The 21,617-nt window shown below is 51.8% G+C and carries 23 protein-coding genes; 16 read left to right on the top strand and 7 right to left on the bottom strand.

Annotated elements, in window-relative coordinates:
• Window positions 1-569 precede the first annotated feature (569 nt).
• Window positions 570-1,673 (bottom strand): FUSC family protein, encoded by a 1,104-nt coding sequence (locus MKZ07_RS21520; protein ID WP_051493248.1) that lies wholly within the window; start codon window positions 1,671-1,673, stop codon window positions 570-572.
• Window positions 1,674-1,964: 291 nt separating this feature from the next.
• On the opposite strand from MKZ07_RS21520, the gene MKZ07_RS21515 reads away from it, so the two are divergent.
• The 4 genes from MKZ07_RS21515 to MKZ07_RS21500 are packed head-to-tail and all read left to right on the top strand — an operon-like array spanning window position 1,965 to window position 5,797.
• Entirely contained in the window at window positions 1,965-3,089 is a 1,125-nt protein-coding gene (locus MKZ07_RS21515) for an ABC transporter ATP-binding protein (RefSeq protein WP_200869182.1), read from the top strand.
• Window positions 3,079-3,885, top strand: coding sequence for an ABC transporter permease (locus MKZ07_RS21510; protein ID WP_036692036.1), 807 nt, complete (start codon window positions 3,079-3,081; stop codon window positions 3,883-3,885). Before MKZ07_RS21515 ends, MKZ07_RS21510 begins: the two co-directional genes overlap by 11 nt.
• Window positions 3,882-4,727, top strand: coding sequence for an ABC transporter permease (locus MKZ07_RS21505; protein ID WP_036692038.1), 846 nt, complete (start codon window positions 3,882-3,884; stop codon window positions 4,725-4,727). Before MKZ07_RS21510 ends, MKZ07_RS21505 begins: the two co-directional genes overlap by 4 nt.
• Window positions 4,724-5,797, top strand: coding sequence for an ABC transporter substrate-binding protein (locus MKZ07_RS21500; RefSeq protein WP_036692040.1), 1,074 nt, complete (start codon window positions 4,724-4,726; stop codon window positions 5,795-5,797). The genes MKZ07_RS21505 and MKZ07_RS21500 overlap by 4 nt, the downstream gene beginning before the upstream one ends.
• 92 nt (window positions 5,798-5,889) lie before the next feature.
• Here the strand turns inward: MKZ07_RS21500 and MKZ07_RS21495 are convergent, their stop codons facing one another.
• From MKZ07_RS21495 to MKZ07_RS21470, 6 genes are all read right to left on the bottom strand, one after another.
• Window positions 5,890-6,057: a hypothetical protein gene (locus MKZ07_RS21495; RefSeq protein WP_341027455.1), complete on the bottom strand. Its 168-nt coding sequence runs from the start codon at window positions 6,055-6,057 to the stop codon at window positions 5,890-5,892.
• A 13-nt stretch (window positions 6,058-6,070) separates the two neighbouring features.
• Window positions 6,071-6,535, bottom strand: coding sequence for a hypothetical protein (locus tag MKZ07_RS21490; protein WP_076159351.1), 465 nt, complete (start codon window positions 6,533-6,535; stop codon window positions 6,071-6,073).
• 311 nt (window positions 6,536-6,846) lie between these two features.
• Window positions 6,847-8,220 carry a helix-turn-helix transcriptional regulator gene (locus tag MKZ07_RS21485; RefSeq protein ID WP_341027452.1) on the bottom strand — a complete coding sequence of 458 codons (1,374 nt, stop codon included), beginning with the start codon at window positions 8,218-8,220 and terminating at the stop codon, window positions 6,847-6,849.
• Window positions 8,221-8,470: 250 nt separating this feature from the next.
• On the bottom strand, window positions 8,471-9,295 hold the full coding sequence (locus MKZ07_RS21480) for a class I SAM-dependent methyltransferase (RefSeq protein WP_036692046.1): 825 nt from the start codon (window positions 9,293-9,295) through the stop codon (window positions 8,471-8,473).
• Window positions 9,296-9,336: 41 nt separating this feature from the next.
• Window positions 9,337-10,188, bottom strand: coding sequence for a 1,4-dihydroxy-6-naphthoate synthase (locus MKZ07_RS21475; protein WP_341027451.1), 852 nt, complete (start codon window positions 10,186-10,188; stop codon window positions 9,337-9,339).
• On the bottom strand, window positions 10,188-10,895 hold the full coding sequence (locus tag MKZ07_RS21470) for a futalosine hydrolase (protein WP_076159340.1): 708 nt from the start codon (window positions 10,893-10,895) through the stop codon (window positions 10,188-10,190). The genes MKZ07_RS21475 and MKZ07_RS21470 overlap by 1 nt, the downstream gene beginning before the upstream one ends.
• A 291-nt stretch (window positions 10,896-11,186) precedes the next feature.
• Here MKZ07_RS21470 and MKZ07_RS21465 point away from each other — a divergent pair, with 291 nt between their 5' ends.
• The 12 genes from MKZ07_RS21465 (at window position 11,187) to MKZ07_RS21410 (ending at window position 21,345) form a co-directional block, all read left to right on the top strand.
• Window positions 11,187-11,876: a response regulator transcription factor gene (locus MKZ07_RS21465; RefSeq protein ID WP_036692051.1), complete on the top strand. Its 690-nt coding sequence runs from the start codon at window positions 11,187-11,189 to the stop codon at window positions 11,874-11,876.
• A 220-nt stretch (window positions 11,877-12,096) separates the two neighbouring features.
• Window positions 12,097-13,035 carry an ABC transporter ATP-binding protein gene (locus MKZ07_RS21460; RefSeq protein ID WP_076159338.1) on the top strand — a complete coding sequence of 313 codons (939 nt, stop codon included), beginning with the start codon at window positions 12,097-12,099 and terminating at the stop codon, window positions 13,033-13,035.
• Window positions 13,019-13,723: a hypothetical protein gene (locus tag MKZ07_RS21455; RefSeq protein WP_341027448.1), complete on the top strand. Its 705-nt coding sequence runs from the start codon at window positions 13,019-13,021 to the stop codon at window positions 13,721-13,723. The genes MKZ07_RS21460 and MKZ07_RS21455 overlap by 17 nt, the downstream gene beginning before the upstream one ends.
• Window positions 13,724-13,736: 13 nt before the next feature.
• Window positions 13,737-14,483 carry an ABC transporter permease gene (locus tag MKZ07_RS21450; RefSeq protein ID WP_341027447.1) on the top strand — a complete coding sequence of 249 codons (747 nt, stop codon included), beginning with the start codon at window positions 13,737-13,739 and terminating at the stop codon, window positions 14,481-14,483.
• 26 nt (window positions 14,484-14,509) lie between these two features.
• The gene (locus MKZ07_RS21445) at window positions 14,510-15,394 is read left to right on the top strand and encodes a sensor histidine kinase (protein WP_341027446.1); all 885 of its coding nucleotides are present in this window, start codon (window positions 14,510-14,512) and stop codon (window positions 15,392-15,394) included.
• 146 nt (window positions 15,395-15,540) lie between these two features.
• Window positions 15,541-16,014 (top strand): MarR family winged helix-turn-helix transcriptional regulator, encoded by a 474-nt coding sequence (locus tag MKZ07_RS21440; RefSeq protein WP_036692065.1) that lies wholly within the window; start codon window positions 15,541-15,543, stop codon window positions 16,012-16,014.
• A gap of 146 nt (window positions 16,015-16,160) precedes the next feature.
• Window positions 16,161-16,562 (top strand): DoxX family protein, encoded by a 402-nt coding sequence (locus MKZ07_RS21435; protein WP_036692067.1) that lies wholly within the window; start codon window positions 16,161-16,163, stop codon window positions 16,560-16,562.
• Between the two features lie 59 nt (window positions 16,563-16,621).
• On the top strand, window positions 16,622-17,572 hold the full coding sequence (locus tag MKZ07_RS21430) for a ring-cleaving dioxygenase (protein WP_341027444.1): 951 nt from the start codon (window positions 16,622-16,624) through the stop codon (window positions 17,570-17,572).
• Complete coding sequence (locus MKZ07_RS21425; RefSeq protein WP_036692068.1) at window positions 17,569-18,186, top strand: alpha/beta hydrolase; 618 nt, start codon at window positions 17,569-17,571, stop codon at window positions 18,184-18,186. The genes MKZ07_RS21430 and MKZ07_RS21425 overlap by 4 nt, the downstream gene beginning before the upstream one ends.
• 593 nt (window positions 18,187-18,779) lie before the next feature.
• Entirely contained in the window at window positions 18,780-20,009 is a 1,230-nt protein-coding gene (locus MKZ07_RS21420) for a multidrug effflux MFS transporter (RefSeq protein WP_156949552.1), read from the top strand.
• Window positions 20,006-20,872, top strand: coding sequence for a DMT family transporter (locus tag MKZ07_RS21415; protein WP_036692070.1), 867 nt, complete (start codon window positions 20,006-20,008; stop codon window positions 20,870-20,872). Before MKZ07_RS21420 ends, MKZ07_RS21415 begins: the two co-directional genes overlap by 4 nt.
• Window positions 20,873-20,961: 89 nt before the next feature.
• A complete protein-coding gene (locus tag MKZ07_RS21410) occupies window positions 20,962-21,345 on the top strand; it encodes a FlxA-like family protein (protein WP_036692072.1) in 384 nt (127 codons plus the stop codon).
• The last annotated feature ends 272 nt before the right edge of the window (window positions 21,346-21,617 follow it).

The following is a 21,617-nucleotide window of genomic DNA, read 5'->3' as shown; positions in this document are numbered from 1 at the left end:
GTTCTTGTGCGGCATTAACTTCTGCAAACAAGCTTAATTCTAGTACTTAAAGAGCTATTTTTCAACTATATTATGCCTATTTATCAAAAAACTTAAAATATGCAGCTCTATTTCGACAAAAAAACTGGTTTCCCAGCGCTTACAGCTTATGGAAGTCATGAGAACTGGAAAAAGGGGGACGGTCTTCTGCGCCCGGCAGGTGGAAAAAGCAAAAAGCAGCGGAGGGGCATATGTTCACCGCAGCGAGGAGCAGGCTTTAAGTTCTAATCTTAAATGCGTCTTATATAGCAGTTGGATTTTGTCCACTTGCTGTTGGATGAATGCCGCCTATGGGAACAGCAGATGGATAAACAACACATATTTTGCCCACTTTTAACGGATTCCAGAGAATTCGGCGGATTAGATGTACTTTATCCAACTGCTTCAATTAAAGCGTATAATTCGGCTGAATCAAGTGTCATTTTTCCAACTGCTATAACTTTACGTGCTGCTACCCAAGCCACTTTACCCGCAAGCATCCTATCCCACCGAAAAGTTATGGCAACACAAAAAAAAGGACCCTCCCAAGCTTATAGCTTGTGGAAGAGTCCTTTTTGTATGAATTGGATGGCGCGTGCAGGGTGTGTCTTGACATGCTGTGGTGCGGTGGAAAGCGCGGCGTAATCGGCGCGTTCGATCTCTTCAAGAATCCGGTTCAGGTGGGAGAACACCGCACCGAGATCACGGAAGGCTGCGAGCGGGCACTGATCCTGCAGCTGCGAGAACCAGGCGAGCTGCACGTCGCGGGCTCTTCTCAGACTCTCCTGGAGTGAACGTCCGCTGCATTCGGCATCTGATAGCGTCCGTGTGCCATACAGGGCGATGCAGTCTGCCGTTGCGGTTACAACCTCCAGCATCCAATCAGCGGCGGCATAATGGGCCGGCAGCAGAGCGATTTCTTCGCTTATGGCTTTGACATAGGAGTGAACCTTGATGAGATGGGTGGTCGACTGTGTCAGCTTGCCAATGTCCTTACGGCACTGGTAATGAGACAGTGTGTAATGCATCTCCTTCTGCAGCCGGTCGCTCTTCTTCAGAAGCTCGCCGGAGCGCTCAAGAGCAGCCTTGGCTTGCGCTGCATCCCGGCCGCTTGCAGCGAATCCGGTTAAGGCATCGGATAAGGTCAGGCTGCCTTTCAGTGCCAGGTCCTTGACCTTGACGAAGCTCTTGGGCGGCACGATAATCATATTAATGATGAGGGCAATCAGCACGCCGATCAGCGTCTCGGCGACTCTCCAGACGATATATTGGTCATGATAGAAGGTGAGTGCAAGCACCGAGGTGACACCGATCTGAGAGACGGCCTGGATATTGATCCGGCAGGCTGTAGCCACCCCAATGCCAATCAGCAGCATCAGCAGAATCGACAGCGCGCCCACATCGAAGAACTTGCCTACGATCAGGCTGACGATGCCGCCAAGGACCACGCCGGTCATGCGGTAGACGCCTTTTTCAAGGGAGGCCTTGACGCTGCTCTGGGTAATCAGAATCGCCGCCAGCGGTGCGAAGTACAGGTAATGGTCCCCGTAGATAATGTGCACGGCCAGCCACGAGAGCGAAGCGGCGAGCGTAATCCGTATCATATATAAGGATAATCCGAACTTTTCAAGGCGCTCTTGTAAGCCCTCGTTCATGTTTGTCATCTTCTTTCATGTAAATAGGAAAAATTTTATGGTTTTCATCCGTTTTCATTATAGCACCTCAAAACAGGCCGGAGGCGGGCAAGATTTTACGAACTTGTTAAGTTTTTGTGCGTGATTTCACAATGTAAGCTATCGCATATATTGCAGGATTCCTTTATGCTATATATTGAAGTCTGCCAGACCAAGGCAGGAATTGTCGCTTATCCGTGCTGAGCATGCCGCTGCCGGATTGTCTCCCGCAAGAAGCGGGTAAAATAGGTTGTACTACATAAGTAAGGGAGGTTGTTAGCTATAGCTACCCCGGAAGGCACTATTATTTCTTTTGACCAGGTGATTAAGCAATACGACGACGAAGAGGCTGTACTCAAAGGCGTGAGCTTCGAAATTGAACGCGGTAAATTCTACACGCTGCTGGGCCCTTCGGGCTGCGGAAAAACGACCATTCTGCGTCTAATCGCCGGCTTCGCGGAGCCGACTGAAGGTTCGATCTATCTTAACGGCAAAAAAATCAACCACATTCCCGCCAATGAGCGGCAGGTCAATACGGTATTTCAGGACTATGCGCTGTTTCCGCATCTGAACGTATTCGAGAATGTGGCGTTTGGACTGCGCATCAAGAAGCTGAAGAAGGATGTCATTCAGCAAAAGGTGCAGGAAGCGCTGCGCTTCGTCAACCTGGTCGGCTATGATCAGCGGGCCATTAATGAAATGTCCGGCGGGCAGAGGCAGCGTGTCGCCATTGCGCGCGCCATTGTCAATGAACCGCAGGTACTGCTGCTGGACGAGCCGTTATCTGCGCTTGATCTGAAGCTGCGTACCGAGATGCAGTATATTCTGCGGGAGATGCAGCAGCGGCTGGGAATCACCTTCATCTTCGTTACCCATGACCAGGAAGAGGCGCTGGCGATGTCCGACTGGATCTTCGTCATGAACGGCGGCAAGATTGAGCAGAGCGGCACGCCTAATGATATCTACGATGAACCGATTAACCGGTTCGTGGCGGACTTCATCGGAGAGTCGAACATCGTGCCGGGTGTGATGATTGAGGACTATGTGGTGGAGTGGGGCGGCCACCGGTTCGAATGTGTCGATGCCGGTCTGAAGCCGAATGAAGCGGTGGAGGCTGTGATCCGCCCTGAGGATCTGGAGATTGTTACCCTGGAAGCGGGCAAGCTGAAGGTGCGTGTGGATTCCCAGCTGTTCCGCGGGGTTCACTACGAGATCAGCTGCTACGACGGCTCGGGCCATGAATGGCTTGTCCATTCTACCCGCAAGGCGGAGGTTGGCTCCGAGATCGGGCTGTATTTCGACCCTGAAGCGATCCATGTTATGCGTTTCGGTGAAACGGAGGAAGAGTTCGACAAGCGTCTGGAGGCTTACGCCGAGGTGGAGAGCCATGATGAGTAAGGGGAAGTCGTATTATCTCATCCCGTACTATCTGTGGATCGCACTGTTTGTCATTGCGCCGGTGCTGCTGGTGGTCTACTATTCCCTGTTCGATCTGGAGGGGAAGCTGACGCTGAATAACTACGTCAATTTCTTCACACCGGTCTATATGAGAATGATGCTGAATTCATTCTGGTACGCTTTTCTGATCACGGTGTTCTCGCTCCTGGTGGCGTATCCGGCGGCTTATCTGCTAACGCGAACGAAGCACAAGCAGCTGTGGCTGCTGCTGATTATTCTGCCGACCTGGATCAACCTGCTGCTCAAAACATACGCCTTCATCGGGATCTTCGGCACCTTCGGCCCGGTCAATAACTTCTTTGATCTGGTGGGTCTGGGCGAACAGCAGATTCTGTTCACAGGCTTCAGCTTCGTGTTTGTGTCGGTCTATATTTTCATTCCATTCATGATTCTGCCGATCTTCAGTGCTCTGGATGAGATGAATCTGTCGCTGGTGGATGCCGCGCGCGATCTGGGCGCATCGGGATGGACAACGTTCCGGCGGGTGGTTTTTCCGCTGACGATCTCGGGTGTACGCTCCGGCTGTATGGCGGTGTTCATTCCGGCGCTGTCGCTGTTCATGATTACGCGTCTGATTGCCGGGAACCGGGTGATTACGCTCGGCACCGCGATTGAGCAGCACTTCCTGGTTACACAGGACTGGGGAATGGGCTCGACCGTTGCGGTGTTCCTGATCGCGATTATGGCGCTGTTCATGATTCTGACCGGCGGCTCGCGGAAGGGGGTGCGCGGATGAAGAACAGACGCAGGGTTAAGAACAAGAACGGCATCGCCAATATCTATCTGGTGCTGGTCTTCCTGGTGCTGTACGCGCCTATCTTCTATCTGATGTACTACTCGTTCAACAGCGGCGGCACGATGCACAAGTTCGAAGGCTTCACGCTGGATTATTACCGTGAAGTGGTTGCTGATACCCGGCTGATGATTATTGTGATTAACACATTGGTCATTGCCCTCCTGTCATCGGCTATTGCGACCATAATAGCGGTGATCGGAGCGCTGGCGATTCATCATGTCCGCAGCCGCCGGGCCAAAAACACGCTGCTCTCGCTGAACAATGTGCTGATTGTCAGCCCGGATGTCATTATCGGAGCCTCCTTCCTGATCCTGTTCACGATTGTCGGGATCAAGCTGGGCTTCACCTCCGTGTTGCTCTCGCATGTGGCGTTCAGTATTCCGATTGCGGTCATTATGATCCTGCCGCATTTGCAGGAGATGAGCCCGACCTTAACGGATGCCGCCCGCGATCTGGGGGCTACGCGCCGGGATGTGCTCACGAAGGTCATTCTGCCGATCATCAAGCCGGGAATCTTCAGCGGATTCTTCATGGCCCTGACCTATTCCCTGGATGATTTCGCAGTTACCTTCTTCGTCACGGGCAATGGCTATTCCACCCTGTCGGTGGAAATCTATTCCCGGGCCCGGCAAGGGGTGTCGCTGTCGATTAACGCGCTGTCGACGCTGATTTTCCTCTTCACGATTCTGCTGGTCATCGGTTATTACTACCTGAACCAGCGTAAGAGCCGCCCGCCGGTACAGATTGCCGAGCCGGTGGCCGAAGCGGGGGTGCCTAGATGAAGCAGCTAGTCAATACGTTCCTGGCGATTCTGATCGTTGCCTTCGGACTGATGTTCCTGGCCTCCCGGCTGAACTCAGCCCAGGGCTATTCGGGCGGCAACACGTTGACCATCTATAACTGGGGCGACTATGTGGACCCCGATCTGCTGAAGCAGTTCCAGGAGGAGACCGGGATTACGGTCATCTACCAGACATTCGATTCCAATGAAGCGATGCTGACCAAGGTCGAGCAGGGCGGCACGATCTTCGATGTCGTCATCCCGTCTGACTATGCGATCGCCAAGATGCGGGAAGAGAATCTGCTGCTGCCGCTGGATCACAGCAAGCTGCCGAATCTCGCTAACATCGATTCCAAGTTCATGAATCTGTCCTTCGATCCCGGTAACAAGTATTCGGTTCCTTATTTCTGGGGGACGGTGGGGATCATCTTCAACCCCGACATGACGAAGGGGATTGATTTCAGCAGCTGGGATTCCCTGTGGGACAAGCGGCTGAAGAATAATATCTTCCTCGTGGACGGAGCCCGTGAGGTCATGGGTATGGCACTGAATAGCCTGCACTACTCTGTCAACGACACGAAGGAGGAGCATTTGCAGGAGGCGCTCGCCAAGCTGAACAAGCTGTCTCCGAATGTGAAGGCCATTGTGGGTGACGAGGTCAAAATGCTGCTCGCCAACGAAGAAGCGGCGGTCGGTATTGTCTGGTCCGGCGACGCTTCGGAGATTATGGATGATAACGACAAGCTGGACTTCGTCGTGCCGGAGGAAGGCTCGAACAAATGGTTCGACAACATGGTCATTCCGCGCACCGCAGGTAATGTCGAGGGCGCGCATAAGTTCATCAACTTCATGCTGCGGCCGGATGTGGCGGCCCAGAATACGGAATACGTCGGCTATTCCACGCCGAACGTGCCTGCGCTGAAGCTGCTGCCGGAGGACATCTCCGGCGACGAGCGCTTCTACCCGCCCGCCGAGCTCACTGACCGGCTGGAGGTCTACGACAACCTCGGTAAGCGGATGCTTGCCCACTATAATGAGCTGTTCCTGATGTTTAAGATGAATAAGAAGTAGCTGGCAGGCTGGAGTCAGCAGTGAAGCCCCCGTTTGTGCTTATGCGCAGGCGGGGGTTTTTGGTTTTATGTGCATTAAAAAAGGCCCGCCTTTTATTGGCGAACCTGAGCAGATGAACGTTCCTTTTTCAACTTAGCAATAGCGTCACTGACCCTTTTATCGCGCTCCGGATTGGGGCCAGGCATCGATTGTTGCACGTAATGACCGTCAGCATACTGGCGGACAACATCATCGAGATCAACAGTAGGATACTTCTTCACGATCATCACCTCTTTATGGGAAGTATAACATAATGAGACGCTTGGCGACAGTCTCGTCAATAACGATTAGGCCGCCGCCAAAATGTGAAGCCCCAACGATACTCGTGTAATAATGTATCAGCCTTGGCTTGATTTTTGATTGTAACGCGACAGCACCACCAAATCCAAGTTCAGTGCTTCGCTTGCAAGCAAAGGCGAGTAAATGCAATCCAACTCTACTAAACTCCTTGCGCTGTGAAGGAATGCTCTCAATAAGATGTACCCAGACATGATCTTCCTTTTCCTCAAAAGAAATAACCCCTTGAATAACTGTATTTCCGCTTACCACCATCTTATAGATTTCAATTCCGCGCTGGTTGAAATATATGGACCAATCGAAGCCTTTCTCCCAATCATGCATCTGATGCTGTATGTCATATGGTTGTAGCGCTAAGAAAGAAACAGGGTAAGTCTCGCCGCTGCGTTTATGTAATAGCACTATTCCGCCTCCTAACTCTCTAAATCACGGCAATGATTGAGAAGAGGTCGGATTGATGGCGCAAAATTCGGACGGCAGTTCTGTAGTCGACAGATAAGTCTGGTAAGATGTCCCCACTCCAGCCTTGCCTGGCGTTCCCCCTCAGGTCTGCTATTCAAGTGTCCGCTGATAAACTGTTCATGCGCTTCTTCAAAAGTCATGCTCCTCATCCTCTCCGGAAAATAGAAAAACGCCCCGGCTTCCCCACAAAGGGCAACCGGGACGTTCTTCGTCTCGCTGATTTTAAGTATAGGGTAAATGTTGGGAGAAGGCTAGAATGCTGTTGCTTTTGAATTTCGTGCTGTTCTAATTAAAAGTTTGTATTTCTCCATTTCTTCTTCTCCTGCTGTATACCTGTATTGTTCAAATAGATCCACACAAGTAATGGCTATACTCTCGTTGTTGATTTTAGCGGAGGATTCCAGGTTTCGCAGTACATTCGTAAACTTCTCATAATACTTATTGTGGAGGTAATAGGCTGCTAATTCAGCAAGAAAGCGAGTATGCTTGTCTGCCATAACTTGCTGGTTATATTCACCAAATTCAGAATTATACGTTCGGTAAGGGATGTAACTAGAGAAGCGCTCAAGAATATGGTCTACATTCCAATTATACCGATTTGCAGATTTAACAATGTTATACATTGCCGTGAATATCTCGTCTGGCTGGGTAGATATAAATTCCACATAATCATTCAATACCTCTAATTGCCCATCGAGTAAACGATACAAATAGATATTCGCTCTACCCCACTCTTTGAATTGGGCTAATATCCGCTTTGCTTCGTCATTAGTTTCTTGTATCCAACTCACATCTGTATAGAGGCTTACACGCTCTATCGCAGACTTATAGTCTCCATACTCCATACAGACACTTGATAGAAAGAGATGGGAGCGGAGAATATATAAATACAGCGGACTTGAAGGCAATCTTTCATTGTCCGGTTTACGTTTTGATCGGAGCTGGAGATTGTAACGGAGCGTAGCCAATTGGAGCATTTTCTCAGCAAGCTCGTTCACCTTGGACCACTTCTGTAGAGAGTAGTAGACATCCAGCAGGTCTTTCAATCCGTCCAGCTGATCCGCCTCATTCAGCCGGTCGATGAAGCACTCGAACAGGATGGCTACTCGCAGATTACTGCTCTGGTCATCACCAAGACCAATCCGGAACAAGCGGTATTGACATACGGCCAGCCGTTCGGAATTCTGATATTTCTCACTGGTGCTCACATTCTCGTACAATAATGCTGCTGCGTGCCACAATCCCTGCTCGAACAGCCCTTCTGCAACCTCAAATAGCATAGGGGCATAGACCAGATTCTCCAGCAGGTTCAGAACGACCTGTTCAACACAGTCGAGACGGCCGAGTGCCGCTGAACGCATAAGAAACGGCCGCAAGCGCCGCCAGGTGGGAGCCGAATGGTGAAAGCACTCGTCCACATATAAGCTATAGAAGTAGTCCTCCTGCAGGCCCATGCCCCGGGTAATGCGTTCCAGATGATTCATGGCAATCGGCTGACGGTCTTTAATGACACGGCTGAGTGTACCGGAATTAATTCCTGAAGAGATGGCAAACTGATTAATGGACAGGCCCTGATTAGACAAATATGCGGTTACCTGATCGCGAATCGTGGTTGTGGACTTCATACGAACACCACCTGACCTAATCCCAGTAATTAGATTTTTAATTTATTGGTGTAATAATATGTGATAAAATTCCAATGGTCAATAGACCGGATTAGTAGATACAGTGAACAAATGAAAGAGCAAGCTGAGGCCATATCCCGGGTTAAGTCTGCTGTAACGTTGAAATGCCCCGGTTCCCTTATTAGGATGACTGGGGCGTGCTTGATTCAGCTTGTACTATTAGAATGGAGCTTGGGTGCTAACGGGGATGTTACTTCACTCCGGTCCGCATACGGTAGCTAATCGGTACCTGCAAGGTCCGGCCCTGGAAGAATGCCTCTACCTCAGCCGAGAATTCGGCAATATCCTGCTCAAGTGAGGCTGGACTGAGCTTCAGGAGGGACTGAATACCACCCTGGCTGAGGGCCAGCCCGACATAGCGCTGAGCATCGCATGATTCTGTATTGTGAAAAACAATTTCGCGCGCGTACGTAAACCTTCCGCAGGCTTTGATCCGGCCCAGATGACCTTCCTTGTCCCATTTATTGGCCTGATCGGCACCGGTCTGAAGCTCCGCAAGCAGGGCGTCCGAAGCCGCGATCAGCCGGTTGTAACGGGCTTCAATAGCGGGCTGCAGTACCAAGGGCCAGTCACAGTCATAAGCTGCGAAGACTCCGCCTGGCCGCAGACAACGGGCGATCTCCTCAAGGGTGCTGTCCGGGTCCATCCAATGGAACGACTGCGAGCAGGTAATGATGTCCACGCTCTCCGTATCGAAAGGAAGCTGGTTAGAGTAGCCCTGCACAAAAGACAGGTTCTCTGCTCCTTGATCCAGGAGATGCAGCTTATCCTGAGCTTTGCTGAGCATATCCGGGTTAGGCTCCACTCCGGTTACTGCATCGGCAGCATCCTTCCACAGAAAGGTGGACAAGCCGGTACCGCAGCCAATATCTGCAACATGGGCAGGACGGCGGCCCAGATAACTGGTGAGCAGTTCAATAACCATTGGCGGGGCTTCCGGCCGGTAACGGTCGTAGTCATTCTGGTACCCTAGAAAACGGTCGATATTAGCCTTGCTGTTGCCTGAAGGAATCATGGGAATAGCCTCCTCACGGGATGGATTATCTCCTTACTTCATTAACGCAGAAGCGAAGGATCGACAGCAGGTACAAGCCCTTCGGCAGCGGCCCGGGTCAATAATGCAGAGATGGCTGCGTAGCCGTCTTCGCCCAGATTCATTGTGAATTCGTTGACATAGAGATCAATATGCGACTTGGCCACTTCCGGAGATAGCTCCTGGGCATGGCTTAGCACGTATTCCTGGCAGTCGAGAGGATGGTCCCAGGCATACTGTAGTGAGCTGCGAATCCAGCCGGTAATGGCGTCATGGTCCAGATCGCGGCGGGCAATAATCGCACCTAGCGGAATGGGCAGGCCGGTCTCGCTCTCCCACCAGCTGCCGAGGTCAGTCAGCAGATTGAGATTGTAGGACGGGTAAGTGAAGCGGGCTTCGTGGATGACGAGTCCTGCATCGATCTCTCCCTTTTGCACGGCAGGCATGATCTCATCAAAAGGCATAACGATGATCTCGGCCGGACCGTCCTGTACCTGCTGCGCTACCCATAGCCGGAACAGCAGGTATGCCGTAGAGCGTTCGCTCGGTACAGCAATTCTGCGGCCGGATAGCTCGCGCGGATGCTTGATGGCGCCTGCGCCTTTGCGCGTCAGTACGAGCGGTCCGCAGCCCCGTCCCAGTGCACCGCCGCAAGGGAGTAGCTTGTATTTGTCCAGCACCCAGGGGAGTGCGGCGTAGGAGATTTTGAGTACCTCAGGCCCGATGCCGTCTGCGGCAAGCCCGTTCGTAATATCGATATCGGCAAAAGTCACATCGAGCCGGGGAGCGTCAGGCACAAGGCCATGCGCCCAGGCATGAAAGACAAAGGTATCGTTCGGACAAGGGGAATAAGCAATATGAAGCTCTTGAGTCATTACAGCACCTCCCGTAAAATAGCCGCCGCCGCTGCCAGAGCGTCCAGCGCTTCATTGATCTTCCACGCGGCCCGGTCGCGCGGGCCGACCGGGTTCGAGATCGCGCGCAGCTCCAGCGCCGCGATCCCCAAAGCCTGGGCGGCCACGGCGACCCCGTGGCCTTCCATCGCCTCCGCCGCCGCCTCCGGGTGGCGCGCGGCAAGAGCCGCGGCCGTCCCGGCGGTGCCGGTCGCGGTCGATACGGTAAGCACGGTCCCCGTGCTTACCGTGAGGCCGGCCGCTGCCAGCGCGGCCGCAAGGGCCTGCACCGCAGCGCCCGGTGCAGGCACGGACACGCTGCCGAAGCCCAGCTCGGCAGCGCTGCGGAAGCCCTCCGGCGTCTCTGCGCCGAGGGCCGCGTCAAGCATCTCGCTGGCGACGACCAGCGAGCCTACGGGTGCCCGGCCCGGGAAGCCGCCGCCGATCCCGGCGCTGACGACGCAGCCGTACGAGCCGGCTGCCAGGGCGGCGGCGGTGCCCGCCGCTGCTGCCGCGGTGCCGGCGCCCGCCGCGATGACGTCGAAGCGGCGGCTGCCGTGCAGGCCGCGCAGGACCGCCTCGCGCTCAGCCGCGACTGCCGTCACGATCAGCACGCGCGGCCCGGGGGCTTCTTCCGCCGCAGTAATGCGCGCGGCGGCCCCGGAATGATGATGATCCTTCGATTGCATAATCAGCCTCCTTCTATAAATATTATTTATATTCCTCAGTTCATACTCACCTTTTGAAAGTGTACGCCGTTTTGGAGGGCAGGTCAAATGAGCAAGACGGTTATGGGAAGCTAAGGATGAGGGCTGAATTTAGAGGATCGCAAGGTATCTAATTCTAATCTTAATTATCGTTTTTTCGGGAATGAGTGTTAAAATAAAGGATAAAAGGAAAAAAATATACCCGGAAGAGTCTGGGAGTCCGGCAAAATAGCCGAATGATGATGATTAGGGAAGCGATAAGGATGTGGTTAATTGGAGCATATACTTATTGTTGAGGATGAGAAAGAGATAAATAGTCTGCTTCGCCAGTTTTTGACGGAACACGGTTATTTGACTACTTCAGCTTACAATGGGTTAGAGGCTTTGCAGTTCATTCAAAGGGACTGTTATGATCTAGTCCTCCTAGACCTGATGCTGCCCTACAAGAGCGGCGATCAGTTGCTAAATGAATTGCGGGAATATTCTGCAGTTCCGGTGATCATAATCTCAGCCAAGGATACGATCCAAACCAAGATTGAGCTCCTGCGGATTGGGGCGGATGATTACATCACCAAACCTTTTGATCTGGATGAGACCCTTGCACGAATAGAAAGTAATCTAAGGCGTAATCGAATGAACCAGGATTCTGCAGGCACCAGAAGTTTAACTTATCAGGATATTCAACTCAATGAGATGAATCATATTGTAGAAGTTGCGGGTCATGAGCTTGCGCTTACGGCCAAAGAATACGGTATTCTTGAACTGCTTATGAGGCATCCAGAGAAAATATATTCTAAATCCAATTTATTTCAGAGTATCTGGAATGAAGAGTACATGAGTGAAGACAACACGCTGAATGTTCATATTAGCAATATACGCAATAAGCTGAAGGCAGTAAGTCCGGATAAACATTACATAGAAACGGTTTGGGGAATAGGCTACCGCTTGTATAAACTTGACTAGCCCCGGATCGGATAAGGGATATAGGCTCATTTTGAAGATACCGTTTGCTCATGGCGCAAGCGGCTCTTCCTGTTGTGTGCAAAGCCCCGCAGGAACATAAACTTTATGAATTCTTTAAAAGTGGCTCAGGCAGAATTAAGAATTTCTTTAAGGTTACCGCTTAATGTAGTCAGTAAGGTTATGTAATTCAGCGTAACTGTAGATGAGGAGCGAGGCAGACATGAGTGACATCATCCTTATGACCAAGAATCTCACCAAGAAATATAATCATACTTTGGCCTTGGATAATATTAATCTAACCATTGAAAGGGGAAAGATCTACGGCTTCATCGGGCAGAATGGGGCCGGAAAAACAACGTTGATCCGTCTTATTGTAGGGTTGTCCTTTCCTACGGGCGGTGAACTGCACTTGTTCGGCAAGACAGGGAAGCAAGCCTTGCAGGAACAGCGCAAAAGGATCGGCTGTATGGTTGAGACGCCTGCTTTGTATCCTAACATGACTGCTGTGCAGAACCTGGAGGTCCAGCGGCTTCAGCGGGGGATACCCGATCCGCAGGTCATTAGGGAAACGCTTGAGCTGGTGGGTCTGGGAGATCATCTTACTGGAAGGAAGGCAGTTCGTAACTTTTCGCTCGGAATGCGTCAGCGGCTAGGCATTGCGATTGCTTTGCTGCATGACCCTGAGTTGCTTATTCTAGATGAACCCATTAACGGGCTAGACCCGATGGGCATCGCTGAAATGCGGATCTTGCTGAAACGCCTGAATGAGGAACGCGGGACAACGATATTGATATCCAGCCATATACTGAACGAACTGTATCAGACAGTGTCGCAGTATATCCTCATTAATAAAGGCGTTCTGATTGAGGAATTAACTCAGAGTCAGCTAAATGAGAAATGCAAACGCCACATTGCCCTTCAGACTAATCATGTAGAGAATGCCCTGCATGCTCTGGAAAGCCGGATGAATATCAAAGATTATCAGGTTATGCCTGATGGCACCATTAAGCTATATGATCACTTAGATGACATGGAGGGGATTTCGGCCACTTTAATGAAAGAAGGGGTGCTGATCACAGGAATGACAATCGCCGGGGATACGCTGGAAGGGTACTTCCTGGAGCGTATTGGAGGAGAAAAGCATGTATTGTCTCATTAAGGCGGAGCTTTATAAGCTGGTGCATGACAAGAGTTTTTTCATCCTGTCTGCCCTGTCTGTAATGCTTGGCAGCTTCCTTATGCTGGATCAGGGGCAGCTTACGGGATATGACAGTGTCTCGGCATCCTTATATAACGCACCTATATTAATGCTGCTCACTTGTGTATTCGGAGCACTCTACCTTGGCAAGGACTTCGCTGACCATACTCTGTACCATATGATTTGCGCAGGACATTCACGTAATCATGTTTTCTTTAGCAAGGCCATCCTGTTTATCGTGGGGTCCAACATCATCTTGCTATTGCAGCCCATTCTTTCTATTGCGTATAACACCGGAAGTCACGGATGGGGTCATTCTTTCGGGTCTGATTCTAGCAAAGTAATTGCCTTATTCTTTACCACAGCAGTATTGAATTCAGCGATGTGCGGAATTTCGCTGCTGATGGCCTTCATCTGTAGAGACATCGGTAAAACCTTATCGATTCCAGCATTGATTTATTTTCTGAACATCTTCCTGCTTAATGGTCCGAACGCTAAGACGATTGCACACTTTATTCCATTGGGGCAGCTGAGATTATTAATTGAGGACTCTTCATCCATAGGTGCGGCGTTGCTGGTCGGAATCATTTTTTTGATGTGTTTCTGCTTGGCGGCAGTTAGAATCTTCAATCGTTCAGAATTATATTAAAGGGGAGGATGCCATGAATAATCTATTGCAAATGGAATGGTACCGCATGAAATACAACCGTTTTTTTACCGGCAGTGCACTGCTTAGTATCCTTTACGGGCTTCTTGCCAGCAAGAGCTATATTGCTGATCTGACAACACACAAAGATACTATAGGCATATTTTATGCAATGGTTTACGATTCAACGGTCTGGCTGGTGTTATTCTCGGCAATCGTGGCTTTGCTGATGGGCCAGGACTTTTCGAACCGCACGATTCATCTGGAGGTCGTAGCGGGTCATTCGCGAATGGCAATATTCTTCAGTAAATGTTTTATCTACTTGGCTGTATTCAACCTTTTGATGCTGCTGGGGCCGGTAGTGGGGAGCATAAGAATGTCCTTTCAATTGGGCTGGGGGAGCTCATGGAATCATGATATTTTGTATATCCTCAGAGTAATTCTGTTGTCGGTGCTACTGAATAGTGCAGTGTTCTCAGTCTGTATCTTTCTTGCCTTTTTATTCAAGGACTCTGCCAAAACAGTATCTGTATCAATAGTTGTTCTTTTTATCAGTGCAATGATTATTGCCTATGCCGGGCCGCTTGGCTGGTATGAAGTTGTGCCGTGGCTGAGGTTCCTGCCTATGAATCAGGTCAGAGCCTCCTTAGCCTACTCGCTCTCTACGGTTCAGGTGTCTGAGATCATACTTTCAGGAGGATTATTTCTGCTGTTGTTCATCGCACTTTCATTTCAGCGGTTCAATACTTCTGAACTTAAATAAAAATGGGAAAAGAGGCGCTACAATCAATGATATATATTGCTGTTCTGCTCTCGGTAATACTTGGGGCACTTATGTTCCGCCTCTTTTCACTGAAAAGGCAAATTCGCAATATTACAAAACAGATGGTTGAACTGTCTTCGGGAACAGTTGAAAAGAAACTGAATATATCTTTGATCGATAAGGATTTGAATTCACTTACTGCGGAGATCAATAAGAATCTGACGAAGCAGCGTGAGCTCCGCATTCAGATGATACGCAGCGGCAATCACTTGAAAGAATCCGTAGCTAATATCTCCCATGATCTGCGCACACCCTTAACATCAATGATCGGCTACCTTCAGCTGCTGAGCAAAGGGGTGGTGAATCCAGAGCAACGTGAGCAAATAGGAATAGTCTTCCGCAAAGCTGCTCATCTGCAGACTTTAATCAAATTATTCTATGAACTGGCTGTGCTGGATTCTGAAGAGATTCAGCCGAAACTCAAGAATGTAAATTACTCGAATCTGATTATGGATAGCGTGGTGGAGAATGCTGCTATGTTCGAGGGACGGAACCTGCATCCTGAAATTAGTCTCCCGGAGGATACTGTATTTGTCTGGGCAGATGAGGATATGCTGCGGCGTATTTTGCAGAACCTGCTGGATAACGCAGCTAAGTATGCCACTGGTGATCTCAAGATCACCCTGATGAAGGGTAGCGCAACAGAATTAATAATAACCAATAGGATCTCAAGCCCGAATGAAGTGAATCTGGAAAGACTGTTCGACCGCTTCTATACATCGGATATATCCCGAAGTGCAGGGAGCACCGGACTGGGATTGGCAATTGTCAAAATTCTGATTGATAAACTAGGCGGAACGATCAATGCTGAATTACTGGAAGATCACCTGCAGATCACAATTGTGTTGTGAAGCGCGATAAAGAAGCTCAATTTGTTTCTCCAGAAGCAAATTAGTGAGTAGAACCACTTGACAGACTGCTCCCCATAACGTATATTTATCTTAATTTAAAGATAATTAACTTAAAGACAAACACAGCCGGACAGGAGGTGCAGGATATGAGCAGCAAAAACAAGACAGCAGGAACAGAAGCAGACACTACTCAGGAACAGGAGCAGGCAGCGTCGCTGAAGTTGTTCGTCGTTCTGTCGAAGGCGTATAAGAGCCTGATGGATCAGGCGGTGAAGGATATGAAGAGTCACGGGCTGGCATCGGCGGAGTTCATGGTGCTGGAGGTGCTGTATCATAGAAATCGGATTCCACTTCAGCAGATTGGTGAGAAGATTCTGGTCACCAGCGGCAGCATTACCTACAATATCGACAAGCTGGAGAAGCGGGGACTGCTGAAGCGCGTTCCTTGCGAGGATGACCGCCGGGTTACGTATGCCGAGATTACAGAGGCGGGGCGTGAGCTGTTCGACAATATTTTTCCGCAGCATATTCATTCTATTCATAACCTGATGGGCGGACTGGACAGCGAAGAGAAGGCTCAGGCGACACTGCTGCTGAAGAAGCTGGGCAAGGGCGTATAGAAGTGAGTGCGTCGCAGCCCAGCGGCGGTAAGGTTGTCTGCTTATTAGTACGCTGAACTAATGAGAGAATAATAGCTCAATAAATTTTTTTAGCCAATATCTTAATGTTAAGATAATTAAAACCAAGAGAATGGAGAGTGTTTAAAATGGTTAGTGTAGGTTTATTGTTGATGAGATTGGTAATTGGTGTAGCGTTCATCGGGCATGGTGCACAGAAGCTGTTCGGCTGGTTCGGCGGATATGGGCCTAAGGGAACAGGCGGCTGGATGGAGTCGATTGGCATTAAGCCCGGCGTGCGTATGGCGGTGCTGGCAGGTCTGATGGAGCTGGCCGGAGGCTTGCTGTTCACTCTGGGTCTGCTGACTCCGGTGGCTGCGGTACTGATTGCGGCAACGATGCTCGGTGCTATTGTGAAGGTGCATGCTCCTAACGGATTCTGGTCCACGGCGAACGGGATTGAGTTTCCATTGACGGTACTGGTAGTCGCTGTAGGTATAGCGCTGACAGGCGCGGGTTCGATTTCGCTGGACGCAATATTCTTCAACTAAAATAAAAATAAGCGTATCATCATCATCATCATCATCATAACTATCAGGAGGGTTCACTCATGACTATGCATACTGCAGGGATTCACCATGTTACCGCTTTTGTTGGAGACGCACAGCGTAATGCTGATTTCTATGCCGGAATTCTGGGCCTGCGGCTCGTCAAAAAAACCATCAATTTCGACGCCCCCGAGGTCTACCACCTCTACTTCGGCAATGAGCAGGGTGCACCGGGTACGATCATCACCTTCTTCCCATGGGCTCATGGCCGTAAAGGCAGAATCGGCGGCGGCCAGGTCGGTGTGACCACTTATGCTGTACCGGCCGGCTCTTTCGGATTCTGGGAGCAGCGGCTGGCCGCTTACCAGATTCCTGTGACTAACGTTACCCGGATCGGCGAGTCGTATCTCTCCTTCGCGGATTATGACGGACTGCGAATTGAGCTGGTGGAGCGTGAAGAGGGTGCGCTGAGCACCTGGTCGTTCGGCGGCGTTCCGGTAGAGCATGCGGTAAAAGGCTTCGGAGGTGCTGTCCTCTACAGCACAGCCCCGGAACGCACAGCTGATACACTCTCCCGCACACTGGGGATGGAACGTATTGCTGAAGGGGACGGTTATTTCCGGTATAGAGCGACTGGAGACATCGGCAATATTATTGATCTGAAGGCCACACCGGTTCCGCAGGGCGGCGGCGGTACAGGTACGGTTCACCATATTGCGTGGCGGGCGGCAGACGACAGTGAGCAGCTGGAGTGGGGCCGCCGGGTTCAGAGTCACGGCTACCAGCCGACTCCGGTGCAGGACCGCCAGTACTTCAATGCCATCTACTTCCGGGAAGAAGGCGGAATTCTGTTCGAGATTGCAACCGATCCTCCAGGCTTCGCCCGTGATGAAGCACCTGAGGCGCTGGGGCAGAAGCTGATGCTTCCGGGGTGGTTTGAGCCGCAGCGTGCGGCAATTGAAGACAATTTAAGCCCGTTTGAAATCCGTGAACTGGAGGTGAAGCCGGTATGATTCATGTATTTGAGCAAGGTACAGACGTAACACAGCCAACGTTGGTTTTATTCCATGGTACAGGCGGCAATGAACGTGATTTGCTGCCGCTGGCCGAGCTGCTGGCACCTGGAGCATCTGTGCTCGGTATTCGCGGTAACGTGCTGGAGAATGGCATGCCCCGCTTTTTCCGGCGGCTGGCGGAGGGGATTTTCGATGAGGAGGATTTGATCTTCCGCACCCATGAGGTGAAGCAGTTCCTGGAGGAAGCGGCTGCCAAATATGGCTTCGATGCCGGTAATCTGGTCGCTGTCGGCTATTCCAACGGTGCGAACATCGCGGGCAGCCTGATCTTCCATTACGGAGCCCTCTTCCGGGCCGCAGTGCTGCTGCACCCGATGGTTCCGCTGCGCGGCCTGGCGATTCCTTCGCTGCAGGGGGTTCCGGTCTTTATCGGGGCAGGGACCAATGATCCGATTATCCGCTCCGAGGAGACCCGGGAGCTGGAAGCTCTGTTAAGCGGCGCCGGGGCAGAGGTTACCTCGCACTGGGGCAATCAGGGGCACCGCCTGAGCGCTGCCGAGGCGGAGGCAGCAAGAGATTGGCTGGCCGCTCTGAAGGGTTCAATGAATTAACAACAGCACCACCCGGAATAACCGCCTGCGGGCCTGCCGATCACATAGAGGATTGGCGGCTACGGCAGGCGGTTTTTTGTTGTTGTGGAGAGTGGGCGGGGGCAAGCGGGCACGTAGCTCAAATTCGGCACAAATTGGGGTTGTGACTGTTGCATTTCGCGCAGGATATGCGCACAGTACACTTCAACCGAGCAGCAATGTTGCACTTTTTGCAGCAATTTTCTAAATTTGTTACTGGCTATGGCACATTGTTGCATCTTTTGCAGGAATTCCGGCGCTTCGGGGCTAGTTAGGGCTGCGAATGTTGCATTTCATGCAGGATTTCCACGCAGAGGGCCTCTCATGAGCGACATTGTTGCATATTCTGCAGGATTTGCGAGCAGGTCTCCCCCATCAGACCGCTTCTATCTCCCGGCACTATTGCACTTTGATCCCTCTGCACCAGTTCCCCCTGCTCTTCCCCGCCAAACCATAAATTCATTGAACAATCCGGCGGTAATCGGGTAGTATGGAGAAATATATTAACGGGCCTGAACATAAATAGCACTGCCGTCTTACTAAAGGTTACGGGCAAGAAAGGATGTATTCTGTTTATGATGAAGCAAAACTCGGTGACAAGCCTGGCCGAAAGCGGGCCGTCCAGAAGCCAGCGGCTGCAGCTTGCCGTGATTCTGGGAGCCATCGCTACCATTGGCCCGCTGTCGATTGATATGTATCTGCCTGCGCTGCCTGCTCTTGGCCTCTATTTCGATACCAGTCCCGCCATGATACAGCTTACTCTGACCTTCTTCCTGCTGGGGCTGGCTTCGGGCCAGCTTGTAGCCGGACCGCTCAGTGATGTGCACGGGCGCCGGATTCCTCTGTTGTTCGGGATGATTATCTATGCGGTGTCTTCGCTCCTCTGCGCGTTCAGCCCGTCCATCGGACTGCTGATTGTGCTGCGCTTCATTCAAGGCCTGGCCGGATCGGTAGGGGTGGTGATCTCCCGCGCGGCGGTCCGCGATATGTACAGCGGCTCGGAATTAACCAAGTTCTTCTCGCTGCTGATGATTGTCAACGGACTGGGCCCGATTGCAGCGCCGGTCATCGGGGGACAGCTGCTGAGAGTGACGGACTGGAAGGGCGTATTTATCGTCTTGTTCGTATGCGGGCTGCTCTTCGCGGCGGTCATCCTGCTGCGGCTGCCGGAGACTCTGCCTAAGGAACGGCGTATACGCAGCGGACTGGCAGGAACCCTGCGTACCTTCCGCACTCTGCTAGGCAATGCCGGCTTCATGGGCTATGCGCTCTCCCAGGGCTTTGTTATGGCAGGCATGTTCGCGTATATCTCGGGATCATCCTTTGTGCTGCAGACGATTTACGGGGTATCCCCGCAAATGTACAGCCTGATCTTCGCCGTGAACGGCTTCGGTATTATTCTGACCGGGCAGATTGCCGGGCGGATGTCGGCCAGAGTGGGTGAGCGTAAGCTGCTGATCTGCGGCCTTCTCCTTAGTACCTCCGGCGGTGTAATGCTGCTGATTACCCTCCTCGCCGGAGGCGGGCTGCTGCCAATCCTAATCTGTCTGTTCGCTGTGGTTGCAAGTGTAGGTCTGGTGGGTACGACCAGCTTCTCGCTGGCGATGCAGGATCAGGGGGAGACAGCAGGCAGCGCCTCTGCGCTTCTGGGTCTGCTTCCCTTGCTGCTGGGGAGCTGCGCGGCTCCGCTGGTCGGACTCGGCGGCAGCGGATCGGCTCTTCCAATGGCGCTGGTCATCGCGGGAGCGGGTCTCCTGTCGGTTCTGTCCTATCTGCTGCTGTGCCGAAGAGAGGTCAAGCCGTGAGCCGCAAGGACTTTGCTACCCTGCTGCTGCTTGCTTTTGCCTGGGGGGCTTCCTTCCTGTTCATGCGGATTGCCTCGCCGGAGCTTGGTCCGGTCTTCACGACAGAGCTGCGCGTTACGATTGCCGGAGCTGCTCTGCTGCTCTATGCGCTGTTGACCCGGCGCAGGCTGGGCCTCCTGAAGCACTGGAAGTCTTTCCTGCTGCTCGGTGCGATTAATGCGGCGCTTCCGTTCACGCTGATCTGTATGGCTGAGCTGCATCTGAGCGCCTCACTGGCAGCGATTCTGAATGCTACAACCCCGATGTTCGCGGCACTGGCGGCGTGGGGCACCCGGAAGGAGAAGCCGGGGGCGGCCAAATCAGTAGGGCTGATTATAGGCCTGGTGGGTGTGGGTGTGCTGGTCGGCTGGAGCCCGCTCCCGCTGACCAGTACGGTTCTTTTATCCGTAGGTTACTCTATTGGGGCCGCGCTTTGCTATGCGTTCGGAGGATTGTACGCATCACGCGTAGGCTCCGGTCTCTCTCCGCTGGCGCTTGCTGCGGGACAACAGCTGGGCGCAAGTGTGGTGCTGCTGCCGCTGGCGGTGCTTTTTGCCCCGGATCATCTCCCTTCTTCCGCCGCTGTATATTCTGTCCTCGGCCTGTCGCTGATCTGCACCTCGGTGGCGTATCTGCTGTACTTCCGGCTGATTGCCAGTGTCGGACCGGTCAAGACCGTCAGCGTTACTTTCCTCGTACCTGTATTTGGCCTGTTGTGGGGCGTAATCTTCCTGCAGGAGCAGGTGTATGTTAACACCATCGCCGGGCTGGTCATCATCCTGCTGAGCGTTATGCTGGTGAACCGGAGGGCGCGCCAGGAGTAGAGAGCGGATATTCAGCCAACTTTCAGCGCATTTTAACGTTCATTGTAGAGAAAAGGGATATATTGAAGAGGTGAAAGGAGGGATCGCCCATGAATGTCTCATCCGTAGCCGCTTCAGCATCCGTATCTTATACCTCCTCCAGCGCCAGCGATACCGCTGCACTTGAGAAGCAGAAGGCGAAGCTGGAGGCTGAGCTTGAGAAAGTAAACGCAAGTAAGGACAACGAGCAAGCCAAAGAAACACAAACCAAGCAGCTAGAACAGCAGATCAAGCAGATCGAAGCACAAATTGCCCAGAAGTCACAGGCTGCGGGCAGCTCTGCTTCTGCCCACAGCGCTGCTGCGTCTCCGGACAAGCCTTCCGGTAACAATAATAAGCTGACAGCAGCATCCGTTCAGGCGATTGCTAACGCGACCACTGACAGTTCAGGTAGATTCGACATTATAGCCTTAACGAGAACAGTATGCCTCTGAAGAGAGCCGCCATTGCCGTGGTGACAGGCTCTCCGTTAGGGGATGACAACCCTTGGCACGATGATAAAAGCACCCGGACTAATCGCAGTCCGGGTGCTTTTAAAATATAGAATTTATATGTTGCACACGATAAATTATCCCTCTATTTCCCGCTGAAACGGTACCGTCCTTTAAAAGGACGGTACCGTTTCCACTTGTGCCAATATAGATGTATACACTTCACATTATCAGAGGAACAAATATAGCTCCAGTGCAGGGAATTATCCTCCGCC

This window comes from Paenibacillus sp. FSL P4-0338 (assembly GCF_038002365.1).
Taxonomy (GTDB): domain Bacteria; phylum Bacillota; class Bacilli; order Paenibacillales; family Paenibacillaceae; genus Paenibacillus_AQ.
The sequence above is the reverse complement of the archived record's forward strand: the minus strand, read 5'-3'. Positions and strand labels throughout refer to the sequence as shown.

What these genes read in the sequence shown, in the direction of transcription:
- MKZ07_RS21420 (WP_156949552.1), top strand. Translation starts at nt 18,780, where the DNA reads ATGATGAAGCAAAACTCGGTGACAAGCCTGGCCGAAAGCGGGCCGTCC.
- MKZ07_RS21410 (WP_036692072.1), top strand. Translation starts at nt 20,962, where the DNA reads ATGAATGTCTCATCCGTAGCCGCTTCAGCATCCGTATCTTATACCTCC.
- MKZ07_RS21475 (WP_341027451.1), bottom strand. Translation starts at nt 10,188, where the DNA reads ATGACTCAAGAGCTTCATATTGCTTATTCCCCTTGTCCGAACGATACC.
- MKZ07_RS21440 (WP_036692065.1), top strand. Translation starts at nt 15,541, where the DNA reads ATGAGCAGCAAAAACAAGACAGCAGGAACAGAAGCAGACACTACTCAG.
- MKZ07_RS21505 (WP_036692038.1), top strand. Translation starts at nt 3,882, where the DNA reads ATGAAGAACAGACGCAGGGTTAAGAACAAGAACGGCATCGCCAATATC.
- MKZ07_RS21430 (WP_341027444.1), top strand. Translation starts at nt 16,622, where the DNA reads ATGACTATGCATACTGCAGGGATTCACCATGTTACCGCTTTTGTTGGA.
- MKZ07_RS21470 (WP_076159340.1), bottom strand. Translation starts at nt 10,895, where the DNA reads ATGCAATCGAAGGATCATCATCATTCCGGGGCCGCCGCGCGCATTACT.
- MKZ07_RS21460 (WP_076159338.1), top strand. Translation starts at nt 12,097, where the DNA reads ATGAGTGACATCATCCTTATGACCAAGAATCTCACCAAGAAATATAAT.
- MKZ07_RS21485 (WP_341027452.1), bottom strand. Translation starts at nt 8,220, where the DNA reads ATGAAGTCCACAACCACGATTCGCGATCAGGTAACCGCATATTTGTCT.
- MKZ07_RS21500 (WP_036692040.1), top strand. Translation starts at nt 4,724, where the DNA reads ATGAAGCAGCTAGTCAATACGTTCCTGGCGATTCTGATCGTTGCCTTC.
- MKZ07_RS21445 (WP_341027446.1), top strand. Translation starts at nt 14,510, where the DNA reads ATGATATATATTGCTGTTCTGCTCTCGGTAATACTTGGGGCACTTATG.
- MKZ07_RS21480 (WP_036692046.1), bottom strand. Translation starts at nt 9,295, where the DNA reads ATGATTCCTTCAGGCAACAGCAAGGCTAATATCGACCGTTTTCTAGGG.
- MKZ07_RS21425 (WP_036692068.1), top strand. Translation starts at nt 17,569, where the DNA reads ATGATTCATGTATTTGAGCAAGGTACAGACGTAACACAGCCAACGTTG.
- MKZ07_RS21435 (WP_036692067.1), top strand. Translation starts at nt 16,161, where the DNA reads ATGGTTAGTGTAGGTTTATTGTTGATGAGATTGGTAATTGGTGTAGCG.
- MKZ07_RS21510 (WP_036692036.1), top strand. Translation starts at nt 3,079, where the DNA reads ATGATGAGTAAGGGGAAGTCGTATTATCTCATCCCGTACTATCTGTGG.
- MKZ07_RS21520 (WP_051493248.1), bottom strand. Translation starts at nt 1,673, where the DNA reads ATGAACGAGGGCTTACAAGAGCGCCTTGAAAAGTTCGGATTATCCTTA.
- MKZ07_RS21455 (WP_341027448.1), top strand. Translation starts at nt 13,019, where the DNA reads ATGTATTGTCTCATTAAGGCGGAGCTTTATAAGCTGGTGCATGACAAG.
- MKZ07_RS21450 (WP_341027447.1), top strand. Translation starts at nt 13,737, where the DNA reads ATGAATAATCTATTGCAAATGGAATGGTACCGCATGAAATACAACCGT.